Origin of the sequence: Propionispira arboris (genome assembly GCF_900109225.1) — a bacterium.
Taxonomy (GTDB): Bacteria; Bacillota; Negativicutes; order Selenomonadales; family Selenomonadaceae; genus Propionispira; species Propionispira arboris.
This window is the reverse complement of the sequence record NZ_FNZK01000019.1, coordinates 47,559-71,252: the sequence shown is the minus strand read 5'-3', so window position 1 is coordinate 71,252 and position 23,694 is coordinate 47,559. Positions and strand designations below refer to the sequence as shown.

The 23,694-nt window shown below is 36.7% G+C and carries 22 protein-coding genes; 21 read left to right on the top strand and 1 reads right to left on the bottom strand.

The genetic code is table 11. From position 1 onward, the window contains the following. The first annotated feature begins 152 nt into the window (after nucleotides 1-152). The 4 genes from BMY14_RS16430 (at nucleotide 153) to BMY14_RS16410 (ending at nucleotide 5,386) form a co-directional block, all read left to right on the top strand. Nucleotides 153-2,414 (top strand): alpha-galactosidase, encoded by a 2,262-nt coding sequence (locus tag BMY14_RS16430; RefSeq protein ID WP_091834205.1) that lies wholly within the window; start codon nucleotides 153-155, stop codon nucleotides 2,412-2,414. A gap of 323 nt (nucleotides 2,415-2,737) precedes the next feature. Then, nucleotides 2,738-3,406, top strand: coding sequence for a hypothetical protein (locus tag BMY14_RS16425; RefSeq protein ID WP_019554623.1), 669 nt, complete (start codon nucleotides 2,738-2,740; stop codon nucleotides 3,404-3,406). A gap of 473 nt (nucleotides 3,407-3,879) precedes the next feature. Next, a complete protein-coding gene (locus BMY14_RS16415) occupies nucleotides 3,880-4,752 on the top strand; it encodes a LysR family transcriptional regulator (protein WP_019554621.1) in 873 nt (290 codons plus the stop codon). 172 nt (nucleotides 4,753-4,924) lie between these two features. Continuing rightward, nucleotides 4,925-5,386 (top strand): GNAT family N-acetyltransferase, encoded by a 462-nt coding sequence (locus BMY14_RS16410; RefSeq protein ID WP_019554620.1) that lies wholly within the window; start codon nucleotides 4,925-4,927, stop codon nucleotides 5,384-5,386. Between the two features lie 176 nt (nucleotides 5,387-5,562). On the opposite strand, the gene BMY14_RS16405 is transcribed toward BMY14_RS16410, so the two are convergent. Beyond that, nucleotides 5,563-6,138 (bottom strand): hypothetical protein, encoded by a 576-nt coding sequence (locus tag BMY14_RS16405; RefSeq protein WP_019554619.1) that lies wholly within the window; start codon nucleotides 6,136-6,138, stop codon nucleotides 5,563-5,565. Nucleotides 6,139-6,431: 293 nt separating this feature from the next. Here BMY14_RS16405 and BMY14_RS16400 point away from each other — a divergent pair, with 293 nt between their 5' ends. The 17 genes from BMY14_RS16400 to rsgA all read left to right on the top strand — a co-directional run bounded on the left by BMY14_RS16400 (nucleotide 6,432) and on the right by rsgA (nucleotide 23,679). Further along, entirely contained in the window at nucleotides 6,432-7,790 is a 1,359-nt protein-coding gene (locus BMY14_RS16400) for an MATE family efflux transporter (protein WP_091834202.1), read from the top strand. Nucleotides 7,791-7,877: 87 nt separating this feature from the next. Next, entirely contained in the window at nucleotides 7,878-8,456 is a 579-nt protein-coding gene (locus BMY14_RS16395; protein ID WP_019554617.1) for a flavodoxin family protein, read from the top strand. A gap of 227 nt (nucleotides 8,457-8,683) precedes the next feature. Further along, nucleotides 8,684-9,553 carry a MurR/RpiR family transcriptional regulator gene (locus BMY14_RS16390; protein ID WP_091834199.1) on the top strand — a complete coding sequence of 290 codons (870 nt, stop codon included), beginning with the start codon at nucleotides 8,684-8,686 and terminating at the stop codon, nucleotides 9,551-9,553. Between the two features lie 203 nt (nucleotides 9,554-9,756). Then, complete coding sequence (locus BMY14_RS21075) at nucleotides 9,757-9,882, top strand: hypothetical protein (RefSeq protein ID WP_281246464.1); 126 nt, start codon at nucleotides 9,757-9,759, stop codon at nucleotides 9,880-9,882. Beyond that, nucleotides 9,867-11,039: a M20 family metallo-hydrolase gene (locus BMY14_RS16385; protein WP_245741460.1), complete on the top strand. Its 1,173-nt coding sequence runs from the start codon at nucleotides 9,867-9,869 to the stop codon at nucleotides 11,037-11,039. The genes BMY14_RS21075 and BMY14_RS16385 overlap by 16 nt, the downstream gene beginning before the upstream one ends. Continuing rightward, the gene (locus BMY14_RS16380; protein ID WP_019554614.1) at nucleotides 11,040-12,374 is read left to right on the top strand and encodes an amidohydrolase family protein; all 1,335 of its coding nucleotides are present in this window, start codon (nucleotides 11,040-11,042) and stop codon (nucleotides 12,372-12,374) included. Between the two features lie 20 nt (nucleotides 12,375-12,394). Next, nucleotides 12,395-13,594: an aconitase X catalytic domain-containing protein gene (locus BMY14_RS16375; RefSeq protein WP_019554613.1), complete on the top strand. Its 1,200-nt coding sequence runs from the start codon at nucleotides 12,395-12,397 to the stop codon at nucleotides 13,592-13,594. A gap of 1 nt (nucleotide 13,595) precedes the next feature. Further along, nucleotides 13,596-14,000, top strand: coding sequence for an aconitase X swivel domain-containing protein (locus BMY14_RS16370; RefSeq protein WP_019554612.1), 405 nt, complete (start codon nucleotides 13,596-13,598; stop codon nucleotides 13,998-14,000). Nucleotides 14,001-14,013: 13 nt separating this feature from the next. Next, a complete protein-coding gene (locus tag BMY14_RS16365; RefSeq protein WP_019554611.1) occupies nucleotides 14,014-14,979 on the top strand; it encodes a C-terminal binding protein in 966 nt (321 codons plus the stop codon). Nucleotides 14,980-15,072: 93 nt separating this feature from the next. Further along, nucleotides 15,073-16,107: an ABC transporter substrate-binding protein gene (locus BMY14_RS16360; protein ID WP_091834194.1), complete on the top strand. Its 1,035-nt coding sequence runs from the start codon at nucleotides 15,073-15,075 to the stop codon at nucleotides 16,105-16,107. Nucleotides 16,108-16,182: 75 nt separating this feature from the next. Next, nucleotides 16,183-18,201 (top strand): urocanate hydratase, encoded by a 2,019-nt coding sequence (locus BMY14_RS16355; protein WP_091834191.1) that lies wholly within the window; start codon nucleotides 16,183-16,185, stop codon nucleotides 18,199-18,201. 34 nt (nucleotides 18,202-18,235) lie between these two features. Continuing rightward, complete coding sequence (hutI, locus tag BMY14_RS16350; RefSeq protein ID WP_091834189.1) at nucleotides 18,236-19,483, top strand: imidazolonepropionase; 1,248 nt, start codon at nucleotides 18,236-18,238, stop codon at nucleotides 19,481-19,483. Beyond that, nucleotides 19,477-20,370, top strand: coding sequence for an ABC transporter permease (locus BMY14_RS16345; protein ID WP_091834186.1), 894 nt, complete (start codon nucleotides 19,477-19,479; stop codon nucleotides 20,368-20,370). The genes hutI and BMY14_RS16345 overlap by 7 nt, the downstream gene beginning before the upstream one ends. 16 nt (nucleotides 20,371-20,386) lie before the next feature. Next, nucleotides 20,387-21,193, top strand: coding sequence for an ABC transporter ATP-binding protein (locus tag BMY14_RS16340; RefSeq protein ID WP_091834183.1), 807 nt, complete (start codon nucleotides 20,387-20,389; stop codon nucleotides 21,191-21,193). 10 nt (nucleotides 21,194-21,203) lie between these two features. Then, on the top strand, nucleotides 21,204-21,797 hold the full coding sequence (locus tag BMY14_RS16335; RefSeq protein WP_091834180.1) for a HutD/Ves family protein: 594 nt from the start codon (nucleotides 21,204-21,206) through the stop codon (nucleotides 21,795-21,797). 363 nt (nucleotides 21,798-22,160) lie between these two features. Then, nucleotides 22,161-22,430 carry a CD3324 family protein gene (locus BMY14_RS16330; RefSeq protein ID WP_019554604.1) on the top strand — a complete coding sequence of 90 codons (270 nt, stop codon included), beginning with the start codon at nucleotides 22,161-22,163 and terminating at the stop codon, nucleotides 22,428-22,430. A 169-nt stretch (nucleotides 22,431-22,599) separates the two neighbouring features. Then, the gene (gene rsgA, locus BMY14_RS16325) at nucleotides 22,600-23,679 is read left to right on the top strand and encodes a ribosome small subunit-dependent GTPase A (protein WP_091834177.1); all 1,080 of its coding nucleotides are present in this window, start codon (nucleotides 22,600-22,602) and stop codon (nucleotides 23,677-23,679) included. Nucleotides 23,680-23,694: the final 15 nt, after the last annotated feature.

Sequence of the window (23,694 nt, the reverse complement as noted above, 5' to 3'; positions counted from 1 at the left end):
ATTATATACTAGATAGAGTATCATTCACAAGAAAAGAGAAGGTTTTGTCATGTGCCAGATAACTTCTTAAAGGTCTTAAAATGGGAAATTATTATTACCGTAACTGTAAATACCTAATTTGTTTTCAATACGGTTTGTGAGGAGAAGTTGAATTGATTATTTTTGATGAGAAAAGTAAAACCTTTCATTTAAAAAGCAACAAAAGTAGTTATATTATGAAAGTCTTAGATAGTGGGCATCTTTTGCATCTCTACTGGGGACATACGCTTAGGACTGATAATTTGGACTATATTGTTAGACTGAAGGAATGGGGTAGTTTTTTAGCTAATACAGATAATAGGGAGAGGTTTCATTTGGAATCTTTACCGCAGGAATATCCTGGATATGGGGCTACCGATATGCGTGTACCTGCTGTAGAACTTGAATATGCAGATGGTACGTCGGCTACTGATTTTCGTTATATTTCGCATAAAATTATTTTAGGTAAGCCGCCACTTATTGGGCTGCCTGCTACGTATGTAGAGAATGACAGTGAAGCACAGACTTTAGAAATTATTTTGTGCGATGCAGCTAAATCGGTAGAAGCAATACTATCTTTTTCTGTTTTTGATGGTTATGAAACGATTGCTCGTTCTGTCAAAATTGTTAATAAAAGTAGTAGCCCTGTCAAAATACAACGCGTGCTGAGTGCAAATGTTGATTTTAAGGAAAATAAATTTGAAATGATTCAACTTTCTGGGTCTTGGGCGAGAGAACGCCATATCATTCGTACGCATTTACGCAGCGGTGGACAATGCATTGAAAGTCGCAGAGGTGCTAGCAGCCATGCGCAAAATCCATTTTTGGCATTGATCAGACCAGAAACAACAGAACAGAGCGGCGATGTTTATGCTATGAGTCTGGTCTACAGTGGCAATTTTTTAGCGAATACAGAAGTTGACATGTACGGTAATAGTAGAATGCAGATTGGTATGAATCCATTTGATTTTACTTGGTTATTAGAATCAGGTGAAGAGTTCCAGTCTCCAGAAGCGATTCTTGTTTATTCGGACAAAGGTTTGACAGGAATGTCCCATGTTTTTCAAAACTTTTATAGCAAACGTTTGATGCGTGGTACCTGGCGAGATAAAGAACGGCCTATTCTAATCAACAATTGGGAAGCTACTTATTTTGATTTTAATGAAACCAAAATAAAAGCCATTGCGAAACAGGCGAGTACTTTCGGCATTGAATTATTTGTCTTAGATGATGGCTGGTTTGGTGAACGTGACAGCGATAATTGCTCGTTGGGGGATTGGTTTGTTAATGAAAATAAACTCAGCGGCGGGTTAAAGAAGCTTGTTGATGAGATTAATGACATGGGGCTCAAATTTGGTATTTGGTTTGAACCTGAAATGGTTTGTCCGATTAGTAATTTATATAAAATGCATCCAGATTGGTGTTTGCATATTGATGGACGTAACCGTTCACAAGCTCGCCGTCAGCTTATCTTAGACCTCACCCAGAAAGAAGTGTGTGATTATATAATTAAAGTTGTTAGTGATGTACTAAAAAGTGCCAATATTGAGTATGTGAAATGGGATATGAATCGTAATATGACAGAAATCGGTTCAACTAAACTTCCCCCACAGAGACAACGTGAAACGGCTCATCGATATATGCTCGGTCTTTACTATATTATGGATACAATTACGGCAAATTTCCCTGCTATCTTATTTGAAAGTTGCTCTGGTGGCGGCGGACGTTTTGATCCAGGTATTCTTGCTTACATGCCGCAAACCTGGACTAGTGATGATACAGATGCGATGGAACGGCTTAAAATACAGTATGGCACGTCCTTAGTTTATCCTAATATTGCTATGGGCTGTCACGTTTCTGCTGTTCCCAATCATCAGGTACAGCGTGTTACTCCATTTGCGACACGTGGTATTGCTGCTATGGGAGGCAATTATGGTTATGAGCTTGATCTAACGAAACTTAGTGCTGGAGAAAAGAGACAAATTAAAGCTCAAGTTGCATTTTATAAGGAAATTCGTAAAGTTATTCAATTTGGGGAATTTTATCGTTTGAAGAGTCCATTTGAAGGTAATGAAGTCGCTTGGACCTTTGTATCTAAAGATAAAAGCGAAGCAGTTGTCAGCTTTTTCCGCCAGAGTGCTGAGCCTAATCCTAATTTCACTAGCCTGCGTATTGTAGGGCTTGATCCAAACGGACAATACCAAGATAGGCTTACTGATACCATATATGGTGGTGACGAACTCATGTATGTAGGACTTAATGTACCAGATACAGTTTCTGGTAATGTGAATATTGATGGATCAGGTGGAAGAGACAAACTATTTGCCGGAATGGTTTCACCAATAATCAACGGAGATTATGCAGCATTTATTTGGCATCTGAAAAAAATACAATAAATAAAAGTATCTTCTGATAGTATAAATATAATAAAAGCACACAAATTTTGATGGAAATATTTTTCAACATTTGTGTGCTTTTTTTATATTTTTTATTATAAAAAAGTTAACATAATGAATAGAAACAACTGTTATGAATATATTCGTGCCAAACTATGTTTTTAATTACAATGTTATATTATGGAGGAATGGAAAAGGGCAAAGTATAATTTAACAGCAAAAATCGACGAAGCTACTGTCGTAACAGTAATTTGCGGCTTGCGGTCGATCCCTGTAAACTGTATTCTATAAATATATATATTTATAATAATGGAGGAATGAAAATGACAACTACAAAAATAACACAACGGGCAAGGCTGGCTTGGTTTAGAATTATTAGTGTTGATAAAGCTAAACGTTTGCAATCAATTATTTTCGCAACATTATTATTTGTATTTTCCAGTAGTACAATTACTGCGGCAAATGCAGTGTATAACTCAGATCCAAATGGTGAATACACGTATCAGACTGCTACCATTGTCGATATAGCGAAATCAAACCAAGTCAAAAACTATAAGCAAGATGACTATGCATTAGTTAAATTGAAGAAGGGGGATTTTGTTTATGCTCTTTATACTGCAGGCGGTGCTAGTGATTTTTATACGAATCAAGAAACGCTTCAGGCTGCACATTCTGCTAGAGAGCTTGCCGAAAAATTACAGGTATTTAAAAACAATGAATGGGGTGATCGGCAGATTATTGCCGCTTATCAAATCAAGTTACCGGAATCAGTCAATTTCATTGAAGTTGCTGGTGGACAGTGTAAGGCAAATATAACGTATGGAATTGGCGGGGGACAGCAGTACTTAATTCCTAAAGATTGTCTGTCTGGACCAGTTGGCTATTTTGTCTATGAAAACAATACATTGGTATGCGTTTATAAAAAACCAAACATTACTATTCCAAAAGTTGGATCAGGTGGAGAAATTCCGTTTGTCACGAATCAGATTTGATCTTGCAGACACTCAAACATTTAATTTATTAACATATGAAAAAAAGTGATTCCGGTATATGGTAGGAATCACTTTTTTAGCGTGCAATTTTTACAAGGTTTTAGGTTTCAGTCTCAACTGAGATCGTCAAAGAATTTTGCGTTGAAAGAAACAATATCCTCGTTTTTTAGATCAGGATAGGGTTTATGGCCTTTTTCGTATTGGTGACAGCATTCTTTGGCTTGCTGCATTTTTTTGTTGCGATACGTATCAAGTTTGTCAAAAATTTTTGGTACTATATTATATATTCTGACTGTATGAGTCATGATGGATACCCTCTTTCTGCTTATAGTTAAAAAGATTCTTTCTTTTATTATTAACAAAATTGATGGAAAAGGGAAATACAATTATAGCATATCTATATAGTTAAAAACTATATAGATATGCTATAATTAAACCGTTGGAATCTTTGTAGATGGAGGCGGAAATACGTTATGAATGTTATTCAAATGCGGTACTTTTATGAGGTCTGCCGTTGGCAAAATATCACAAAAGCTGCAGAAACTCTGCATGTATCACAGCCAACGGTTAGCGTAGCGATGCAGACACTTGAAGCAGAAACGGGGCTAAATCTCTTTCGACGTAATGGTAAAAAGATTCTTATTTCAAGAGATGGAAATATTTTGTTGGCGAGGATTCGTCCTATATTAGAAGAAATAGATCATTTGGAACATGAAATCAATGATATGACGCATAGGCGAAATCATATCCGTGTGGCAGTACCTCCACAAATTGGTATGCATATTACACCACTATTATTAGGGAAATTTCGAGAAAAATACCCGGAAATTGTAGTGGAAATTATTGAAACTGGGCCAGTGAATTCTCTGCGTATGTTAAAGGATGAGAAACTGGATTTAGCACTTATGAATTATACCGAGGATTGTGACGAAAGCTTTACTTATCGAAAACTTGGTGTGGCAGAATGCTGTTTTTGTACCTTCAAGAGTTCATATTTTGCTCAGAGACCGTTTATTACCATAGAGGATATAAAAGATGAAGTTTTGGTTCTGCTGGATGGTACATTCAATCTCACGCATTTAGTCCATCAGGTATTTACGAAGCAAGGTTTTAAACCGAATGTGATACATTATTCACCTTATTTGCATACAGTGAGAAATCTTGTAAGGCAAAAAATTGCCTCGTCTTTTTTGATGCGGCATGCAATTTTGCCAGATGATGATATTATATCGATATCAGTAAAAGAGCCGCTGTATCTTGAGGCGGGCATTGTAATGAAAAAAGGTCGGCAGATTTACACTGATGAACGAATTCTCATCAAATTTATCAAAGAAAATTTTATGTAAAAAAGATTCTCGTCAAAAACAAAATTCATTAGCTGAATAGCAGTATGTTGTTTTGCGTTGAAATTATAGAACGAAAGTTTTATAATTATAAGATTATTGATTATCTTTGTGTAAATTAAAAAAATGTAAATTTTCTTAATTTCTAAAGTAGAGAAAGGGTGGATTTTTGAATTTGCGATACCAAACAGCAAGTATAGATGATATTGATACACTCATAAAAACAAGAATTCAAGTATTACGTGCAGCTAACAAACTGAATGATGATGTTGATATGTCCATGATAGAACAAGAATCATATAAGTATTATAAACACAGCTTAGCAAATGGAACACATATTGCATATTTAGTTTATAAGAATGCCCTTTTTGTAGGAGCCGGTGGCGTGAGCTTTTATAGAGTCATGCCTACTTATGAAAATCCAAGTGGTGAAAAAGCTTATATTATGAATATGTATACTGTACCCCAATATCGTAAACAAGGCATTGCAATAAAAATGTTAGATTGCCTTGTTAAGGAAGCAAAATCGAGACATATTACATTTATTTCGCTTGAAGCAACAACTATGGGCAAACCATTGTATAAAAAATATGGTTTTGTGGAAATGGAACATGAGATGTGCTTACCAATTTTATAAGACGATAAAACGGCAGGTGTTGGTGTAAGTCACAGAGTGACTCACGTTTTCAAAAAAAGTGTGTTATTTCGTGAAACTTGATGGTTTGAAAAATGTCTTACCTGTGATCATCTTTCGGGACAAAAAAACAGGAACCGAATGGCTCCTGTTTTTACTGTTGATACATTTAGGCAATTTTAAAAATTACTAACGATTTTATCATATCCTGAATCCATAGCTTTATTCAATGCAGTGGTTATTGGTGCTTTATATCCAACATTTCCAACGAGTGTGGCGACATTTTCTGAATCTCCAGTTGTTTGGAAGGCAGTGAGTTTATCTTGGCTTGTATTATAAAACTTGTATTTTAGTTTAGCTTTTGTTTCTACCTTTGTGGAAAAGAAACTCATATGTCTAGTGCTTATTAAATTTGTTATTTCCATCGCAACAACATAATCAGCTTTTGTTTCTTTGGCTACTGCGGCAAATACATCTTTTTCTGGTAATTCCATATTAGAGGCATCATAACCAGCGGTATGTAAGGCTTTTTGTACATCTACGTCAGCGACAATATTGAAGCTCTTTGTTGTAAATTCTTCCGCATATTTGGATTGAACAACGTCTTTTACGAAATCTTTTGTTTCTTCGGTAGTATTTAGATATGGAATAATTGCAACAGTGTAGTTTTTCTGAGTTACTGTTGGTGTTGATTCTGCAAATACCGTTGTTGTTGATAGTAAGAATAATAGTAGGAATAATAAGATTTTTTTCATGACTACAGCTCCATTCATCGTTTTAAGTACATTCTTTTGGATTTTATCATGTAAAAGATCATATTGCAACTTGTTTGATGTTAAAAATGCAAATATTGTGAATACCTAAATATGGAAAAATAGTAGTACAGGTGATATGATATGAGAAGGCTTTTATCAAAAAGAGCTGTATAAGTACGTAAGGAAATCCTGAGAATATCGATGAATGATTCGTTGAAACTCTTATCGTATGGATTTGTTAGTCTTAAAACGCTCAGATTGAGGCTAGAAAATTATAGGGGATATTATATAAAATGTTATTTCATAAAGATGTTATGAATTTAGCTATTCCGGTTATGGTGGAGCAATTTTGTATATTAATCATGGGGTTTTTAAACTCAATTATAGCTAGTAGTTTAGGAAAAGAAGTTGTTTCTGCAATCGGCATGATTGATTCTTTTAATATAGTCATAATATATGCTTTTTCAGGACTCGCAATAGGTGGAACGGTCCTTGTTGCGCAATTTTATGGAAGAAAAGAACGTAATTTATCGAATGAAAGTGGAAAGCAGATATTGTATATAGGTACATTTATATCAATACTTATAACTATAATAATAGGATATTATGAACACACGATCTTATATTTTTTGTACAATGAGGCAGAGCCTTGTGTTATGGAAAATGCTATTTCTTTTTGGGAAATAACAATATTTACCTATCCATTTATTGCTATCGAATTAATTATTTGCGGGATATTTCGTGGTGTAGGAAATACGAAATTGCCGATGTTCATTAATATTATTATGAATATGTTGAATATTCTATTGAGTTATACTTTTATATATGGGGTACAATTTCATACACAAGAATATTCTTTTGAAATTACAGGGCTTGGAATCGTGGGGGCGGCATTAGGAATAGGAATTTCACGCATAATTGGTGGATTACTGGCAATTGCCTTTTATGCACATGGTATTGGTTTTTTAAAGATAGGAAATCCATTTTATTTTAGACCAAATTTGGATTTAATTAAAAAGATTTTTAGTGTAGGTATTCCTGCAGCAATAGAAGCATTGCTTTTTAACGGTGGTAAAATTATTACACAGATTTATATTGTTAGTTTGGGCACCGAAGCAATTGCCGCTAATTATATTGCAATCTATATTTCGGCAATGTTGAATATACCAGGTAATGCATTAGGTGTAGTTGCTACTACAATGGTTGCACAATCTATCGGGAAAAGAAATATTGCTAAAGCAAAGGAAAACGTAATATACATACTAAAGCTCGCCACAGCTTGTTTAACAATATTTGCCTTGACATGTATTCCATTTTATCCGGGGGTTGTACTCTGGTATACCAGAGACTTGGTTATTACAAAAATGGTTTTGGATTTATTGATTATGAATTCTGCTTTTATGGTAGTTTGGGCAATATCTTTTGTTTTGCCGGCTGGATTAAAAGGGGCTGGAGATGCCACGTATACAATGATTATTTCATTGCTAGGAATGTGGATCTTCAGAATCTTTGGCGGGTATTTATTGGGTATAAAATTAGGCTTTGGCATTGAAGGGGTATGGATGGGTATGTTTGTTGATTGGTTATTCCGTGGTAGTTTCTATATAAAACGACTGGCTGGAACAGCTTGGTACAAGCATAATATTTGTTAACGTGTTTCAAAATAAGGCAAACTTTTAGAGTGGATAACGGGTAAAGTAGTTTATAAAAAGAGACTGACAGAATTGGAGATGTAAGTAATGAAAGTTATTGGTATAAATGGAAGCCCTCGTAAAGAGGGGAACACAGCGATATTAATTCAAACCGTATTTAAAGAACTCAATCAGCAGGGGATTGAAACAGAATTGATTTCCTTATCTGGGAAAAACCTTAAAGGCTGCATAGCCTGTAAAGCCTGTATGAAAAATCAAAATCAGCAATGCGTTATCAAAAATGATGATTTTAATGATTGTTTGGGGAAAATGATTAAAGCAGATGGGATTATTCTTGGTTCTCCCGTGTACTCTGCCGGAGTGACTTCACAGATCAAAGCTCTTATTGATCGAGCTAGTATCGTGTTAGCAGCGAATAAAGGTTTATTAAAACATAAGGTTGGTGCTACCGTAATCGCTGCTCGTCGAGGCGGGGCAATAAGTGCGGCTGATACGTTAAATCATTTTTTGCATAGTAAAGAAATGTTTCTCGTTGGTTCAACCTATTGGAACATGGTCTACGGCAATGAGATTGGCGAAGTGGAACAAGATCAGGAAGGTATGAACAATATGAAAAATATCGGCGAAAATATGGCTTGGTTATTGAAAAAAATTCAAGGGTGTTAATTTTTTTTAGATGCTTTACTACACGGGTTGATGAAACGTAGTTTAGTATTATTTCTTGCTATCTTGATCTAGAGAATATTCATTGGCTGTGATTATTTTTAGCATAAGTTGCTATTGGTGTGCCGGAAGAAAATAAATAGAATATGTGTTAATTTAGTACGATGTATTATATAATAAGAAAAATGACGTGCATTACAATATAATTGAAAATAGGAGACCTATCTGATATGAAAGATCCGAAACTTATCCAGAGCTTTGAAGAATTAAATAGTATGTTGATGCATGTAGCAAAAGAGTCACCAACGTATCAAAAGATTGCAGTGTATATAGAAAAAAATTATCTTCGTATAATTTTTATGACAGCAAATGAATTGGCAGATCAGTTGGGGATTAGTCAGGGAAGTGTATCCAGGTTTTTTATTGCTTTAGGATATCGGGGCTATAATGATTTTTTGAGAACTTTGCAGAATATTGTAAGTGAGAAATTGACAGCTCCACAACGGTTGCAGTATAGCAAACAACATAAAAAGCAAGACAATCCATTGCGGGATATTCTTGACATTGAATTGGCGAATATGGATGAACTGATTAATATTATGCAAGGGAAAGCTTATGAAAATCTTATAAATATGATTATTTCCGATAAACAGTTGATTTTGCTTTCTGCAAGAATGTCAGCTACTATTTTGCCATATGTTGGTTATATTTTGAATAAAATGCGATCCAATGTTTTTCAGTTAATTCCTAATTCGCCAATGTGGGACACTCTTGAATTGTGTAATCCGGAGGATGTAAATATAGTTACGGTAATGTTTCCTCGTTATCCTAAAATACTTGTACAAAAATGCAGTTCATTAAAAGAAAAGGGTTTCCATATTGCGGGCGTTACGGATAATCATTTTTCACCTGCAATGAATTTTTGTGAATCTACGGTATTTGTACCAGCAACAACTTCGTCTATTTTTGATATTTATAGTACACCAATTGCTTTTTTTAATTTGTTATTACGTGATGCAGCCAAGCAAATGCCAGAACTAGATCAAAGGATGGAACAGATTGAACAAATCGAACGAGAAAATGAAGTTTATTTTAAATGAACATTTGTAACTTTGTAATTTTCTAGTTGACTTTTAATTTAGGGAAGATTATAATAAAAGAAATTGAAGACAGTTGAAGAAGCAAAGGCGCTTTATTTCCGAAAACAAGGAAGTAAAACGTCTTTTTTTTACATTTCTATGAATGATATCATCATTCGTAGAAATGTAAAAATGAGTTAATTAATAGAAATAGAGGTGCGCAAATGCAAAATATTATAGAAAAAGCAGAACCATCAGTTATGAAGATAAATGCTCCACGATTGATTGGACGCTTACAAGAACTTGCGAAAATAGGGATGAATACAAGGGGGGGATTGATCGGCAATTAGCTAGTCCCGCTGATGAAAAAACGAGAAAATGGTTGGTGAATTGCTGGACTAAAGAATTGGATTTAAATCTCTATATAGATCCGATTGCAAATATTTGGGCGAGGCAAAAAACAGTTTCAGAAAGATTGCCAATTGTAATTGGCTCACATCATGATACGGTACCAAATGGCGGCGGATTTGATGGGGCATTAGGGGTATTAATCGCAACTGAAATTATGCAGATTATCCAGGAAAATTTATTGGAATTGAAACATCCGCTAGAAATAGTTTCTTTTACCGGGGAGGAGCCAAATTCGTTTTCGGTTTCTACTTTAGGAAGCAAGGTATTATGCGGACGATTGACTTATAGAGATTTACAAAAACTTTATGATAAGAATACAGGCGAAACATTAGAACATGCTGTTAGTCGGCTCGGTGGGGATATAAGCAAAGTAGGAGATGCGGTTATTAAAAAAAATAGTTTAGCGGCATTTGTTGAATGTCATATTGAACAGGGACGCAGACTTTATGATAAAAACCAAGCTGTAGCTTCTGTGACTTGCATTACGGGAATTTATCGTGAAACCATTCGCATTGTTGGTGAGGCTAACCATGCGGGAACGACACAGATACAAAATCGCCGCGATGCTTTGGCTGCAGCCGCCGAAGTTTGTCTGGCAGTAGAAAATATTATGAAACAGCCTGATATGACGGAAGTGTCAGCTACTGTCGGAAGAGTAGAGGTTTTACCGAATTCATCGAATATCATTCCTGGAGAAGTTACTTTGACCTTGGATCTTCGTACAGCTGATCCGGTAAAAAGGGGCAAAGCTCTTCAAATATTGACAAAAGCAGTTGATGAAATTATGGTCGAACGAAAATTGCAGATTGTACGGAACCTTGATTTGGATCAACCGGAAATGCAAATGGACAAGATCGTCATAGATTCGCTCAATGAAGCGATTCTTTTTGCAGGAGAAACAAAACGGCAATTGGTCAGTATGGCAGGGCATGATGCGGCTAACATGGCCAGAGTCACAAAAGCAGGTATGCTTTTTGTTCAAAGTATTGATGGATACAGCCATTGCCCCAAGGAAATGACAGGAAATGATGAGATTGTAAAAGCGGCACAGATTTTATTGGATACAATTTTGATACTTGATAGGAGCTTAAAATAAATGACTGTAAAAATATTTAAACCAGAAGCTTGTCTATTAGATGAAAAATTAAAATATGGGTATGGAATTGCTGTAGAAAATGGTGAAATTATTTCTGTGGATGAAAGCAGTCGATTAATAGCTTCTTATCCGAATGCGTTGCTTGAAGAATGGCCTGGGCTCGTGCTGATTCCAGGAGCAGTGAATACGCATAATCATAGTTTTCAGAGTTTACTAAGAGGTATTGCGGTAGATCGTCCTTTTTTAGAATGGAGGGATGAGTCTTTATATAAATTTTCACCTAAAATGCGGACGGTGGATATATATGCTGGAGCTTTATTTGCGTTTACAGAGATGATGAAAAGCGGCGTTACGACGGTTTGCGATTTTTTCTATTTGCATAATGAGGGTATTGAAAGTGATGAAGCGGTAATTCAGGCGGCAACGGATGCTGGGATCAGGCTTGTACTGGCACGGACAATGTATGACTGGGACGGAGCTCCTGCGGGATATGTTGAGGATGTTTCAACAGCGATTTTTAATACAGAAACTTTGATGAAAAAATATACGGGGGGAATGGTTCGTGTTTTGCCAGCGCCACATAGTTTACATGCAGCTTCTCCCGCAATGATCAAAGCAGGGTACAATCTCGCGCGAAAATATGGGACAACCTATCATATTCATGTAGCGGAAGAACCTTTTGAAGTGGAGCAAGTTATAAAAGAGCATAAAATGACGCCATTAACTTATCTTGATAGTATTGGTGTTGTAGATGAAAGTATGGTCATTATTCATGGTGTATGGTTGAATGACTTGGAAATAAAGCTATTAGGTGATAAGGGCGGACAACTGGCATATTGTCCGTCAAGTAATATGTTTTTGGCAGATGGTGTAACGAATATACCAGCATTTTTAAAGTATGGTGTTTCTATTGGATTGGGGAGTGATGGAGCTTGCAGCAATAATAGAATTAGTATATTTGAAGAAATGCGCATGGTGTCTATTTTGCAGAAAGTTCATACGTTGGATGCCTTGTGTGTAAATTATAAAGATGCATTTCGTATGGGCACTATAGGCGGAGGAAAAGCATTGGGTTTAAAAATTGGGAAGCTGGAGGTGGGCTGTAAAGCTGACTTTACGGGGATTGATTTGCGAAATCTTTCGATGCAGCCAATTACGGCGGCAGGAAATCAATTTTTGCCTAACCTGGTATATTCGATGCAGCCAACAGCTATAAAAAATGTTGCAGTAAATGGGCGGACGACAGTTCGCAACGGTGAATTGCAAAGCATATCAGAAAAAAGAGTTCTAGAAAAAATTGGACAGACAATGCAGCATTTAGAAGAAAATTTATAAGGAGAAAAGAGGGATATGAAATGCTTTTAACAGATGAAGAACAGAAAATGCTCAATGGATTTTATGGTGAAGGTACAAAGTTGGCAATGAAAATTTTAGTAGCGGTGGGAGAAGCCTATGATGCACCTAAAATGGTTCCAGTCACGCGAACGCATGTAGCTTTAAGTAATCAGGAGGCTGATTTATGGTTTGCTGAAAAATTAGTAGCTGGTGGAGCGACCTGCCGCATTCGACCAACGGTAAATCCGAGTTTCCACTTGAAGCAGTTTCAAAAAATAACGCGAATTGAAGCGGAAGATGAAGCGATCGTGAAACGTACCCATGCTGCATATAATCGTTTAGAAGCAATAATGACATATGACTGTACGCCTTATCTTGAAAAAAACGTTCCTCGTTTTGGTGAAGTGATTGCATTTTCTGAATCGAGTGCTACACCTTTTGTGAATTCTGTTTGCGGGGCTCGTTCTAATCGCGAATCCGCACAAAGTGCATTATGTTCTGCGATAACAGGTGTTACACCACTTTATGGATATTTATTGGATGAAAATAGAGCCGGTGAAATTTTGGTTCATGTAGAAGCAGATATGACCGATGATTTTTCATATCAAATGCTAGGCTATTTTGTTCCTAAGAAAACCGGTTTTTCAATTCCAGTTTTTGAGGGCTTGAAAAATCCAAGCAAAGAAGCGCTGATGAATTTAGGTGCACAACTAAATACGGGTGGTAATGTAGCAATGTATCATATTTTGGGATTCACACCGGAAGCGAGAGATATGAAATCTGCATTTCAAGGTAAAAAGCCAAAAGGTGAGGTGACAATAACGGAAGCTGATTTAAAAGCAATGCAACAAGAAATATCAGATGCTGGTGGTGAGATTGACTTTGCTTTATTTGGCTGTCCACATTTTACGATTGATCAAATAGCCAGAGTGGTTGATTTGTTAAAAGGAAAAAAATTAAAGGTGCCACTTTTCATAATGTCCTCTGCTTTGTCGAGAAATTTATCCGAAAAAATGGGATATATGGATATCATTCGTGAAGCGGGTGGAGAGCTTGTTGAAGATACTTGTATGGATCAACCTTGTTGGAAATTTTTATATGGGAAAAAAGGCATTACGGATTCACCAAAATGTGCGTACTATACGAAAAGAAGAGATATGCGCTTTGTAATTGCTTCACTTGAAGACAGCGTGGAAGCTGCATTGAAAGGGATGTATTAAGATGGGGCAGAGTTATTCATGTCATAAAATTTCTGGTGGCAAGGTACAAGGTGAAATATTGTTTTCGCAGGATGGCTTATGCTTTTATCTGGTTGATCCAAAAACAGGAGTTGTTATTGAAAAAGAACATTGCTTATATGGCAAATCAATTGCCGGAAAAATCATTGTTTTTCCTTATGGAAAGGGAAGTTCTGTTGTACAAGCAGATGGAATGTATCAGATGAAGATGACAGGCATGAGTCCTGCAGGAATGATTGTAGAAAATGCCGATACGACGTTGGCTGCCAGCGCAATTATTTTAGAAGCTCCAATGGTCAATAAAGCAGCAACTGAATTTTATAGAGATGTATCCGATGGAACCAGAGTGGAACTTGATGCAGAAAATGGTGTAATCACTTTGTTATAGGAGGAAAAGGGAGATGTCATTTTTAGTTTGGATTATAGATGAGGAATGGTCAGATTATAAGGATGAAATAGAAATTTTACAAAAAGAACTGCCAAATTGTGAGCTTCGTTTTTCAACCTATACGTATGAAAAAGACCTTACATCTTTTGGCCGACACGCAGATCTTATTTTTGCACAAATTTATGCAAAAATTCCGGCATCTGTGATAGCACAGTTGGAACATTGTAAAGGAATTGCCGTTTATGGTGGTGGGTACGATCGTGTAGATATCAAAGCTGCTAGAGCAAAAAATATTGGGGTAACGAATGTCCGGGGATATTGCTTGGAAGATATTGAAGATTATGTAATGGCAGCAATTTACCGCAGTAATAAGCAGCTGGATACTTATGCGGAGGCGATTCATCAGGGGAAATGGGGTGCTCAGGCTGTACGTGAACCAATACATCGGGTTAGTTCAAGTACTTTATTTATTGCTGGCTGCGGAACAATTGGTTCAGGCGTTGCAAAAAAAGCAAGGGCATTAGGAATGCAAGTCCTAATTTATGATCCGTATGTAAAAACTGATAAAATAACATCCTTAGGTGCTTGTAAAGTAACATTGGAAGAGGGCTTTGCTGCAGCTGATTTTGTCAGTATTCATATAAAGTGTGATGAGACTACCGAAAATCTTATAACGAAAAAACATTTTGATTTAATGAAACCGACGGCGTATCTCATCAATACTTCAAGGGGGAAAATTTTAAATGAACAGGAGTTGATCAAGGCGGTTTCTTCAAAAAAAATGGCAGGTGCAATCTTAGATGTGATTGTTCAGGAACCACCACAAGGAAACGAAAATATCTTTGCACAGAAAAATATACTTATAACACCACATATTTCCTATATATCAATTGAATCTTATAAAGAACTTAAACGGAGAACTGTAGAAAATGCATTAAAAATGTTAAAAGGAGAACGCCCCGCTGATTTGGTGAATTAAATTCGTTAAATTCTCAAATATAAAGGTTAAAAATTTTAAGTAGCAATGACTAGTAACTTTGTTTGTAATAGAAAATAAAAGGAGAGTTAAAAAATGAAAACATACTTAAAAAAAATTGTATCCGTTGCAATGGCCGGTGTATTTCTTTTTTCAGTTGCTGGCTGTGGTACCAATTCTACGGCAAAAGACACAGCGAAAGCATCTTCTTCAAGGGCTGCTTATGATGGTGAGATTATCTTAGGACAGTCTTCCTGGATTGGATTTGCACCATTGTATATTGCTGAAGAAAAAGGTTTTTTTAAAAAGCATGGTGCAAATGTAAAAATACAGTCGATAGAAAGCAAGGCAGATAGTAAGAGTGCTTTGGCTGCAAATCGTATTCAGGGAGTTTCTACTTCAGCGGATACACATGTTGTAAATGCAGCAGCAGGAATTGATGAAGTACAAATTTTGGCACTCGATACTTCGGCGGGTGGTGATGGAATTGTCGCAAAAAAAGAAATTAAGACAATTGAAGAGCTGAAAGGGAAAAAAATTGCCTTGGACACTACGGGCGGGGCGGACTTTTTCTGGTTTCAATATTTACTAAGCGCAAAGGGAATGAGTCTTAAAGACTTTGATGTGCAGGCAATGTCAGCGGGGGATGCTGGTGCAGCCTTTGTTGCCGGAAAAGTAGATGCCGCGATTACCTGGCAGCCATGGCTTTCAAGGGCAGCTGCTACGGACTTTGGTTATACTATGATGGATAGTAAGCAAAGTCCTGGTGTGATTGTTGATACCTTTGCAATGAAAAAAGACTTTATAGCACAACATCCAGAATCGGCACAGGCTATTGTAGATGCCTGGTATGATGCTTTGGATTATTTAAAATCAAATGAAGACGATGCTTTGCAGATCATGGCAAAACGTCTTGGTGAAAAACCAGAAAAACTCAAAGCAGAATTAAAGGATGTACAATTTTATGATGAAGCCGGAAACAAAGCATATTTCGGAACAAAAGAAAAACCTGGTGATTTTTACAAAATTGTAAAAATGGCATCAGACCTTTGGTTACAGACTAAATTAATTGATCAAGCAGTTAATCCGGCTTCTATTATTGATGATTCGTTCTTGACGAGATCAAAATAAATCATGGATTCGTATTGTGATGAGGCCGTTTTTGCCTCATCCAATATTATTTTTAGTTTTGGAGGAAAATGTTTTATGACATCTGATAATAAAAAATTTGTAATTGGTCCGGAAACAGAATTGCCGTCTATGCCTAAATTTAAAGAAGGTATACGACGGGCGCCTTCGAGAGGTTTTCATTTATCTTCAGCACAGACTGAGGTGGCTTTGAAAAATGCGCTGCGTTATATTGATCCAAAGCTGCATAAACAGTTGGTTCCTGAATTTTTGGAAGAGCTAATAAAGTATGGTCGTATTTATGCCTATAGATTTCGTCCGGTAGAACATATTTATGGAAAACCAATCGAAGAATATTCAGGGAATTGTATTGAAGGCAAAGCATTTCAGGTAATGATAGACAATAATCTTGATTTTGCAGTAGCTCTTTACCCATATGAGCTTGTTACCTATGGTGAAACAGGCAGTGTATGTCAAAATTGGCTTCAGTATCGTTTAATCAAGAAGTATTTGCAAGTTATGACAGATTCTCAGACATTAGTGATGGAATCAGGACATCCTTTGGGATTGTTTAAATCGAAACCGGAAGCCCCGCGTATCATTATTACAAATGCTTTGATGATTGGAATGTTTGATAATCAAAAAGATTGGGAAATTGCTGAAGAAATGGGCGTTGCTAATTATGGACAAATGACTGCAGGTGGTTGGATGTATATTGGGCCGCAAGGGATTGTTCATGGGACATACAACACTTTGCTGAATGCTGGCAGAATGCATTTGGGAATACCAAACGATGGCGATTTGACGGGGCATTTGTTTGTAAGTTCCGGTCTTGGCGGAATGAGCGGTGCACAACCGAAGGCCGCAGAAATTGCCAATGCGGTTGGAATTGTGGCTGAGGTCGATTTTTTACGGATTAAAACACGTTTGGATCAAGGCTGGATTAGCGAATGTTATGAAAATTTGGCAGATGTCTTTGCTTCGGCACAGAAACATCTTAAAGATAAAACAACTATCTCGATTGCTTATTGCGGTAATATTGTTGATTTGTTAGAGTACGCGGTAGAACATAAAATTAAGATTGACCTGCTGTCTGATCAGACATCCTGTCATGTCGCTTATGATGGCGGCTATTGTCCACAGGGAGTAACCTTTGATGAACGTACAGAAATGCTGGCAAAAGACCGTATCAAATTTATGCATATGGTCGATCAAAGTTTACGGCATCATTATGAATTAATTAAATGTTGTGTAGAACAGGGGACATTCTTTTTTGATTATGGGAATTCGTTTCTTAAAGCCGTTTATGATGCTGGAGTTAAAGAACTTTCAAAAAATGGAATCGATGAAAAGGATGGGTTTATTTTACCATCTTATGTGGAAGATATTATGGGACCACAACTTTTTGATTATGGCTATGGCCCGTTTCGCTGGATTTGCCTGAGCGGGAAACGGGAAGATTTATTAAAGACAGATCATGCTGCAATGGAATGTATAGATCCAAATCGTCGGTATCAGGATCGTGATAACTATAATTGGATTCGTGATGCAGAAAAAAATGATATGGTTGTTGGAACACAGGCCCGTATCTTATACCAAGATGCAGAAGGGCGCATTCGTATTGCTTTAAAATTTAATGAAATGGTCAAGACTGGCGAAATTGGTCCAGTTATGATGGGACGTGATCATCATGATGTAAGCGGGACGGATTCGCCTTTTCGAGAAACGGCAAATATCAAAGATGGTAGTAATGTCATGGCCGATATGGCAGTTCAATGTTACGCGGGGAATGCTGCCCGTGGAATGAGTCTGGTGGCGTTGCATAATGGTGGTGGTGTTGGTATCGGCAAATCAATTAATGGCGGATTTGGTCTGGTTTTGGATGGCAGTACGCGAGTTGATCAAATTATAAAAAGTGCCCTGCTTTGGGATGTTATGGGTGGCGTAGCACGCCGCAGCTGGGCAAGAAATGAACATTCAATCGAAACCGTGAAAAAATACAATAGAGAATATGCGGATGAAAGTCATATTACAGAACCGTGCTTGGCAGATGATAATCTAATTAAAAAAGCAGTTGCAGGATATTTTACAAAGTAATTTTAGAAAAAGGACTGGGAGGATGGGAAGGAACATGGAAAAACTCTTAATTCAAAATATCTCGCAGCTTGTTACTTCAAAAGGAAAATCAGCACGGCATGGAAATGCAATGCAACAGATCGAAATTCAGGAAAATGCGGCAATTTATATTGAAGCCGGAATTATTGAAAAAGTCGGTAACAATGCTGAGGTTGAGACCTATGCGAAAAAAAATGGTGATGATTTTAAAATTGTAAATGCTCAGGGGAAATGTGCGATTCCCGGCTTTATTGATCCACATACACATTTTCTCTTTGGTGGAAGTCGCGCGGACGAATTCATGGATCGTTTGGCAGGTGTTCCTTATTTGGAACTTTTGAAGCAAGGTGGTGGTATTTGTTCCACTATGCAGTCAACAAGAGACAGCTCAGAAGAAAGTCTATATCAAAGTGGTCGGGCTGTCTTGAACAATATGCTGAAATTGGGAGTTACTTCGGTAGAGGGAAAAAGTGGTTATGGGTTAGATAAAGATACAGAACTGAAACAGCTTCGTGTTATGCATCGCTTGAATCAGGATTTGCCGATTTCATTACAAACAACTTTTTTAGGAGCGCATGCCGTTCCGCCAGAATATAAGGGGAATGGCGATCAATATATAGATTTTTTAGTGAGCGATGTATTAACGCAGGTTAAAAAAGAAAATTTAGCGGATTTTTGTGATGTGTTCTGTGAACCTGACGTTTTTTCTTTGGAACAATCCGAACGTTTCTTATCAAGAGCAGCTCAGATGGGTTTTAAATTAAAAATGCATGCGGATGAAATTAATTCTATAGGGGGAGCAGCTTTAGCTCATAAACTAAAAGCCATTTCCGCCGATCATTTATTAGCCGTTACGGAAGCAGATATCCAAGCCTTGTCTTCAGGTAATACAATAGCAGTTCTTTTACCGGCAACAGCTTTTTGTATGAGAAAACCATTTGCTCCGGCAAGAAAAATGATTGATGCTGGCTGTGCAGTTGCTTTAGCAAGTGATTTTAATCCGGGAAGCTGCTATACGTATTCTATACCATTAATATTAGCCTTGGCAGTGATTTCAATGTGTATGACATTGGAAGAAGCTTTAACCGCGATTACGTTGAATGCTGCAGCGGCAATCGATCAGGCAGATTCTGTCGGCAGCATTGAACCGGGAAAAAGAGCCGACATATTATTACTAGCATATCCGGACTATCGTTTTTTGGTATATCATACGGGCATTAATATTGTTCAACATGTAATAAAGGATGGTGAATTCTTATGGTGAATGAAAAAGTAAATATGCAGGTAGAGCCAATGTTTATTGCAAAAGAGCAAACAGCAAACCGTAATTTAAAAACAGAAAGAAAAATAATTACTAAATTAAAGGATGCTTTTACGCCGAAGGGCAGAATAAAAAAAGTTTATACAATACTACTTGCTGTAGGAGCTTTTCTTTCTATTATTTTACTATGGATGTTTTTGACAGCTTCTGGGACCGTAGATGCATTGTTTTTACCAACAATAGAAAATACCGTGCATGTTGCAATTGATTTATTGTCGGATGGAGACTTTCTGAAAGGCATTGAAATGACAGTATATCGGGTTATGAGTGGATTTTTTATTTCTGTTGTAATTGCTATACCACTGGGGCTTTTAATAGGAACCTATGCACCAGCTTCGGCTTTGCTGGAATATGTTTTTTCATTTATTCGTTATTTACCAGCATCGGCGTTTATTCCTTTATTTATTTTATGGATAGGCATTGATGAGTCGGAAAAAATAGCTATTATTATTTTGGGCAGTTTACCCCAACTTATTTTGATGATTGCAACAAATGTCCGCAATGTTCCCATGTCGATGATTGAGGTTTCGTATACGTTAGGAACTTCAAAATGGGATGTTCTCTGGAAAGTTATTTTACCAAAAGCAATGCCAGATATTGTGGATACCTTGAGAACCGTGCTTGGATGGGCGTGGACTTATGTTATTGTTGCTGAAATGGTAGGAGCTTCCTCGGGGATCGGCTATATGATTATTCAGTCACAGCGAATGATGGATACATCTCGTATTTTTGTGGGGATTTTAACAATTGGATTTATAGGAATGATTATTGATATTTTGTTTAAAGAAGGTCATAACCAATTGTTTTACTGGAATAAAGATAGTCATTGAAGGAAGGTGTAATTTTATGAACACACAGATAGAACAAGGGCTTGATGTTATAGGTGTAAGCAAAATTTATCCTAGTAAAAATGGTGATGTTTTTGCTTTAGATGAGATAAATTTACATGTAAAACCAAAAGAATTTGTGTCTTTATTAGGAACTTCTGGTTGTGGTAAAAGTACGTTACTGCGGATCATTTGCGGTCTTGAAAAAGCAACGCAGGGGAAAATTATGCATTGTGGAAAAGAACTTACTGGTCCTGGAGCTGATAGAGGAATGGTATTTCAAGCATATACTCTTTTTCCGTGGATGAGTGTTTCAGAAAATATTCAATTTGGGTTGAAACAACAAAAAATAAACACTAAAAATGCAAAAGAAATTGCGGCTCATTACATTGATTTAGTGGGCCTTAGAGGATTTGAACATCAACATCCCAATTCTTTATCTGGTGGCATGCGGCAACGGGTTGCAATTGCCAGGGCTTTAGCTAATAATCCCGATATTTTATTATTGGATGAACCATTTGGTGCCTTAGATATGCAAACGCGAGGGGTCATGCAGGAATTACTGCTTGATGTATGGCAAAAATCGCCTAAGATGATTCTTATGGTTACACATGATATTGATGAAGCTATTTTTTTAGCAGATCGTGTAGCTTTAATGAGCTCGCGTCCAGGAAAAATTAAAGAAATATTAAATATTTCTTTAGAAAGACCAAGAGATTATCATGTAAAAACAACACAAAAATTTATGGAATATAAGGCTCAGGCGACAGAACTTATTCGTACGGAAAGTATGAAGCTATTGAAAGGCGTTCAAACGGGAGCCTGATGGTAAAACGATGATGAACATAGAAATATTTGAGAAAAGAGATCAAAATACAACGAAATGGTCGGGTGGCACAACTACAGAACTTTACATTACACCAACTAACAGTCGTTATGCTGAACGAAACTTTTTACTTAGGATTAGTTCAGCAACCGTAGAAATTGAAAAATCGATTTTTACAGAGCTTCCCAACTATGATCGGTTTCTTATGGTTTTGGAAAATAACATTAGGTTACAGCATAAGAATCAAGTGAGTCAAATGCTTCAGCCGTTTGTCGTTGATGCATTTGACGGTGCTGATGATACAGTCAGCTGGGGATGCTGTAAAGATTTTAATGTTATGGTACGAAAGAATAGTGGATCGAAAGTCAATCTGCAGGCATATATTCATTTGCCTAAAAAAATTATAATGAAAGGAAAAGAACACTTTTTTTATTCTGTGGACGGCACTTTTATTTTGCAAACCAACTTGGAAAGAATAAAAGTAAAAAAGGAAACCTTGATTCATATAAGAAAAGCCATAGAGACTATTGTAATTTATGCGGATGTAGAATCGACTACCGTGATACACGTTGAAGTTACTCCTCCGATCAAGGATGTTAGTTGATTGTTTTATAAAAATATCTATAATTCAAAGTCTTCATGATTGACACCTGTTTTAGTATTAATGTAAGAAAATGCTGAAACAGGTGTCAATCTATATGGGGACTTTTTGAATGCGATAATAAGGGAATATTATCATAAAATAAAATTTGAAAACTATTGTTGTATAAGCAGTTTGCTGTTTGACATGTTAGAAAAATCTATATAAAATAATATTAATTGATGATGAAGGGAGAAATGACTTATTAAGTTGTTGATGAAATCGATGATTGTTTACTACAAATAGCAAAAGCTGTTTGTAGTAAAATTAAAGCTCGAATAGCTTTTGCTAAATCCTAAAAAATATTTTTCTTTAGGAGGAAGCAAAATGAGCTATCAGAATGGTAAAGCGGTATTGCCGGAGTCTTTGCTTGCAGCGATCCAAAAATATGTTGATGGTGAGTACATCTATATTCCTCGCAAAAAGGATAATCGACAGCCATGGGATGCGGATGGTCAAAGTCGGCAGATTACGTTCGCGCGAAACCAGGAGATTTTTAGGAAATATGCAGCGGGAATTTCGGTAAAAGAAATTGCGAAGACATATTTTTTGTCGGATAAAACGGTTTATGGAATTTTAACTAAAATGAAAATATGAATTTGTTATTAAGAAAGAGAACGCTATGCAGACTGCAGCGTTCTCTTTCTTTTTTCTGAAAGAAAAAAGGGGAATACATTTTTTGCGAAACAAAATATAATGATATAAAATCAAAGAACTAAAAGTGATATTGTGATTTTTGAATTTTTTTTAACTTTTGGAGGTAAAAATGAGCAAAATAGATATGGAAAATTTGGGATTCAGTGAACGGTTTGTTGTTGAAGCTAATTTTTACAAGAATCTTTATGTAGGCCGAATCGCATCGCAATACAAAAATATGTATAAAGTAATAACGGAGGCGGGCGAGCTGTCGGCAGAAATATTTGGGAAGTTTCGTTTTGAGGTTAAGACTTTGTCTGATTTTCCGGCAGTAGGTGATTTCGTTATGCTTGACCGTAATGAAAATATCAGGGGGAATGCAATCATCCGGCATGTTTTGCCAAGAAAAAGTGCTTTTATCAGAAAAGCTGCGGGAACATCGGAGGATGAACAGGTCGTAGCCTCAAATATTGATACTATTTTTATCTGCATGTCACTTAATAATGATTTTAATATCCGTAGGCTGGAGCGATATCTTAGTGTTGCTTGGAGTAGTCAGGCCATTCCGGTTATCGTGCTCACCAAAGCGGATTTATGCGTGGATCTTACGGAAAAGTTGTCTGAAGTCAACACAGTTTCTTGTGGAGTGGATGTGTTGGTTACTTCAAGTTTAAGCGACCGTGCACTATCTATTGAAAAGTATCTTGGCAAGGGCAAAACAGTTGCATTTATTGGCTCATCAGGTGTAGGAAAATCTACTTTGATAAATAGGCTCGTTGGTAAAAATGTTTTGGAAACTAAAAAAATTAGACATGATGATAAGGGACGGCATATGACTACCAGACGGGAACTTATTGCTCTTCCGGGTTTAGGTGTCGTTATTGACACACCGGGAATGCGGGCATTAGGAATTGAAAGTGCTGATATGTCAAAAGCCTTTGCAGATATTGATGAACTATCCCGAGAATGTAAATTTCAAGATTGTACGCATACGAGTGAGCCTGCTTGTGCAGTGCGAAAAGCCATAAATGATGGGATGGTATCAGCGGATCGGTTTGCGAACTATTTGAAGCTCCAAAAAGAAGCCAAGTATGAAAGATTAAATTCAAAACAGATTGAGATTGAAAAGTTTAATACTATGTTCGCAGGGGTAGGTGGAATGAAAAATGCACGAAAGTTTAGTAAAGAAAAAAACAAAAAACATTTCTAAGCTAGATGAAAAGGC

What these genes read in the sequence shown, in the direction of transcription:
- BMY14_RS16425 (WP_019554623.1), top strand. Translation starts at nt 2,738, where the DNA reads ATGACAACTACAAAAATAACACAACGGGCAAGGCTGGCTTGGTTTAGA.
- BMY14_RS16415 (WP_019554621.1), top strand. Translation starts at nt 3,880, where the DNA reads ATGAATGTTATTCAAATGCGGTACTTTTATGAGGTCTGCCGTTGGCAA.
- BMY14_RS16405 (WP_019554619.1), bottom strand. Translation starts at nt 6,138, where the DNA reads ATGAAAAAAATCTTATTATTCCTACTATTATTCTTACTATCAACAACA.
- BMY14_RS16400 (WP_091834202.1), top strand. Translation starts at nt 6,432, where the DNA reads ATGTTATTTCATAAAGATGTTATGAATTTAGCTATTCCGGTTATGGTG.
- BMY14_RS16395 (WP_019554617.1), top strand. Translation starts at nt 7,878, where the DNA reads ATGAAAGTTATTGGTATAAATGGAAGCCCTCGTAAAGAGGGGAACACA.
- BMY14_RS16390 (WP_091834199.1), top strand. Translation starts at nt 8,684, where the DNA reads ATGAAAGATCCGAAACTTATCCAGAGCTTTGAAGAATTAAATAGTATG.
- BMY14_RS21075 (WP_281246464.1), top strand. Translation starts at nt 9,757, where the DNA reads ATGCAAAATATTATAGAAAAAGCAGAACCATCAGTTATGAAGATAAAT.
- BMY14_RS16380 (WP_019554614.1), top strand. Translation starts at nt 11,040, where the DNA reads ATGACTGTAAAAATATTTAAACCAGAAGCTTGTCTATTAGATGAAAAA.
- BMY14_RS16375 (WP_019554613.1), top strand. Translation starts at nt 12,395, where the DNA reads ATGCTTTTAACAGATGAAGAACAGAAAATGCTCAATGGATTTTATGGT.
- BMY14_RS16370 (WP_019554612.1), top strand. Translation starts at nt 13,596, where the DNA reads ATGGGGCAGAGTTATTCATGTCATAAAATTTCTGGTGGCAAGGTACAA.
- BMY14_RS16365 (WP_019554611.1), top strand. Translation starts at nt 14,014, where the DNA reads ATGTCATTTTTAGTTTGGATTATAGATGAGGAATGGTCAGATTATAAG.
- BMY14_RS16360 (WP_091834194.1), top strand. Translation starts at nt 15,073, where the DNA reads ATGAAAACATACTTAAAAAAAATTGTATCCGTTGCAATGGCCGGTGTA.
- BMY14_RS16355 (WP_091834191.1), top strand. Translation starts at nt 16,183, where the DNA reads ATGACATCTGATAATAAAAAATTTGTAATTGGTCCGGAAACAGAATTG.
- hutI (WP_091834189.1), top strand. Translation starts at nt 18,236, where the DNA reads ATGGAAAAACTCTTAATTCAAAATATCTCGCAGCTTGTTACTTCAAAA.
- BMY14_RS16345 (WP_091834186.1), top strand. Translation starts at nt 19,477, where the DNA reads ATGGTGAATGAAAAAGTAAATATGCAGGTAGAGCCAATGTTTATTGCA.
- BMY14_RS16340 (WP_091834183.1), top strand. Translation starts at nt 20,387, where the DNA reads ATGAACACACAGATAGAACAAGGGCTTGATGTTATAGGTGTAAGCAAA.
- BMY14_RS16335 (WP_091834180.1), top strand. Translation starts at nt 21,204, where the DNA reads ATGATGAACATAGAAATATTTGAGAAAAGAGATCAAAATACAACGAAA.
- BMY14_RS16330 (WP_019554604.1), top strand. Translation starts at nt 22,161, where the DNA reads ATGAGCTATCAGAATGGTAAAGCGGTATTGCCGGAGTCTTTGCTTGCA.
- rsgA (WP_091834177.1), top strand. Translation starts at nt 22,600, where the DNA reads ATGAGCAAAATAGATATGGAAAATTTGGGATTCAGTGAACGGTTTGTT.